We start from the raw sequence: 2,569 nt of genomic DNA on the forward strand, positions 1-2,569 counted from the left end.
GTCCGTGGGGGGACGCGTGGGGGGACCGTGGCCAGAAGCGCGAGCAGTGTGCCGTTCGAGGCCGACCGCGAGGTCCCGGCCCTGATCGTCAAGTTCGGCGACTATCCGCTGCACCACGGCGGAGTCGGCGCGATCCGCAGCCTGGGCCGCCTCGGGGTGCCCATGTACGCCATCACGGAGGACCGTTGCACACCCGCCGCCGCCTCCCGGTACCTCACCCGCGCGTTCGTCTGGCCGACGACCGGCACCGAGGACCCGGGCCGGCTGGTCGAGGGACTGGTCCGGATCGGGCGCCGCATCGGCCGGCCCGCCGTCCTCGTGCCGACCGACGAGGAGGCGGCGGTCCTGATCGCCGAGCACCAGAGCGATCTCCTCGGCCGGTTCCTCTTCCCGCGCGTGGAGCCCGGCCTCACCCGCCGGCTGGCCAGCAAACAGGGCCTGCACGAACTGTGCGCCGAACACGGGATCGCGAGCCCGCAGGCCGCCTTCCCGCGGTCGTACGACGACATCGTGGCCTTCGCCGAGAAGGCCCGCTTCCCGGTGGTGGCCAAGAACCGCGAGGCGTTCGTACGGCGCCGGCGGCCCGCGGTGGGCGGCACCACCCGCATCGCCACCCGTGAAGGGCTGCTCGCCCTCGCCCGTGACTGGGGCGAGCGGCCCGGGGTGATCCTCCAGGAGTACCTGCCGCGGGAGGAGGCCGAGGACTGGATCGTGCACGCCTACTTCGACGGCAACTCCGCCCCGCTGGCCCTGTTCACCGGCGTCAAGGTGCGCTCCTGGCCGCCGCACGCGGGGATGACGGCCAACGCCTACGTCGTCGACAACCCGGAACTCGCGGACCTCGCCGCGCGCTTCGTCAAACAGATCGGCTACACCGGCATCATCGACCTCGACCTGCGCTTCGACCGGCGCGACGGGCAGTACAAACTGCTCGACTTCAACCCCCGCATGGGCGCCCAGTTCCGGCTCTTCGAGAGCGGGTCGGGGGTGGACGTCGTGCGCGCCATGCACCTCGACCTGACCGGGCGGGCCGTCCCGGAGGGGGAACAGCGGGCCGGTCACCGCTATGTCGTGGGGAACATCGACCTGCCCGCCCTGCTCGCCTACCGCCGCAGCGGCTATACGACCCCGCACGCGCCGGCGCGGCCCAGCGGGACCGAGCTGGCCTGGTTCGCGGGTGACGACCCGCTGCCGTTCCTCACCATGCTCGCCCGGTTCGTGCGGCCCGGCGCGAGACATCTCCACCAGCTCTGGCGGACCAACCGGCGGGGCCGCGGGACCAGTTGAACAGCGGTACCACCACGAAGTGACGAAGTGACGTCCTGGGGAGGGACTTCGTGAACCAACCGGTAGCAGTCATCGGCGCCGGGCCCTTCGGCCTGTCGACCGCCGCCCATCTGCGGGCGCGCGGCATCCCCGTGCGCGTCTTCGGCGAACCCATGGTCAGCTGGCGCGACCACATGCCCGCGGGCATGCTCCTCAAGTCGACCCCGGCCGCCTCCAGTCTCGACGCGCCCCGGCGCGGGCACACCCTCGCCGACTACTGCGACGCGGCGGGCATCCCCCGCCTGGTGACGGACGAGGACATCATTCCCGTCGAGACCTTCATCGCCTACGGCCAGTGGTTCCAGCGGCAGCTGGTGCCCGGGCTGGAGCGGGTGCGGGTCGTGTCCGTGGACCGCAGCGAGCGGGGCGGCTTCCAGCTCAAGCTCGACTCGGGGGAGTCGTTCACCGCGCGGGCGGTCGTCGTGGCCACCGGTCTGTCGGGGCTCTCCCACCTGCCCCGGGAGCTGGCCGCCGCCGTACCCGACGGACCCGCGCCCACCGGCCCGCTCTCCCACAGCTCCCAGCACCACGACCTCGGCCGCTGGTCGGGCAAGGAGCTGATCGTCGTCGGCGCCGGCCAGTCCGCGCTGGAGACGGCCGCCCTCGCGGCGGAGGCGGGCGCCCAGGTCAGGGTGGTCGCCCGCGGCCGCGGCAGCGTGGACTTCGGCGCGCCGCCGTGGAAGCAGCCGCGGCTGCGGCCCGAGTCGCCCTTCGGCCGCGCCTGGTCGCTGTGGGCCCTCTCCTCCTACCCGCACCCCTACCGCCGGCTCCCCGCCGCCGTCCGCCACTACCTGGTGCGCCGGGTCCTCGGCCCGCTCGGCGCGTGGTGGCTGCGGGACCGGTTCGAGGGCAAGGTCCAGGTCACCGAGGTGAACCGGATCCTCAAGGCGCACGCGGCCGGCGGACACCCGGTCCTGGAGGTCCTCACCCACTCCAAGGCGGTGGACCGCCTCTGCGCCGACCACGTCATCGCGGCCACCGGCTACCGGGTCGACCTCGCCGCGATGGACTTCCTCGGCCACGAACTGCGCACCGCGCTGGCGGTCAGCCGCGGCACACCCCGGCTCGGCCCGGGATACGTCTCCTCGGTGCCCGGCCTCTACTTCACCGGCCTGCCCGCGGCGGCGTCCTACGGCCCGGTGATGCGCTTCGTCTGCGGCACGGAGTTCGCCTCCCCGAGACTGGCCCACCACCTGGCCACGGCCCACGGCTGACGTCATTGGGTGCAGGGGCGCTGCCTGCC

Annotated in this window: 2 protein-coding genes; both read left to right on the forward strand. The window is 73.5% G+C overall.

Annotated features, from left to right (window positions below):
- Positions 1-48 precede the first annotated feature (48 nt).
- Positions 49-1,287, forward strand: a complete 1,239-nt coding sequence (locus EHS43_RS42210) for an ATP-grasp domain-containing protein (RefSeq protein WP_125195769.1) — start codon at positions 49-51, stop codon at positions 1,285-1,287.
- A gap of 50 nt (positions 1,288-1,337) precedes the next feature.
- Entirely contained in the window at positions 1,338-2,540 is a 1,203-nt protein-coding gene (locus tag EHS43_RS42215; RefSeq protein ID WP_125195768.1) for an FAD-dependent oxidoreductase, read from the forward strand.
- The last annotated feature ends 29 nt before the right edge of the window (positions 2,541-2,569 follow it).

It is taken from the genome of Streptomyces sp. RP5T (assembly GCF_003933965.1).
Lineage (GTDB): Bacteria > Actinomycetota > Actinomycetes > Streptomycetales > Streptomycetaceae > Streptomyces.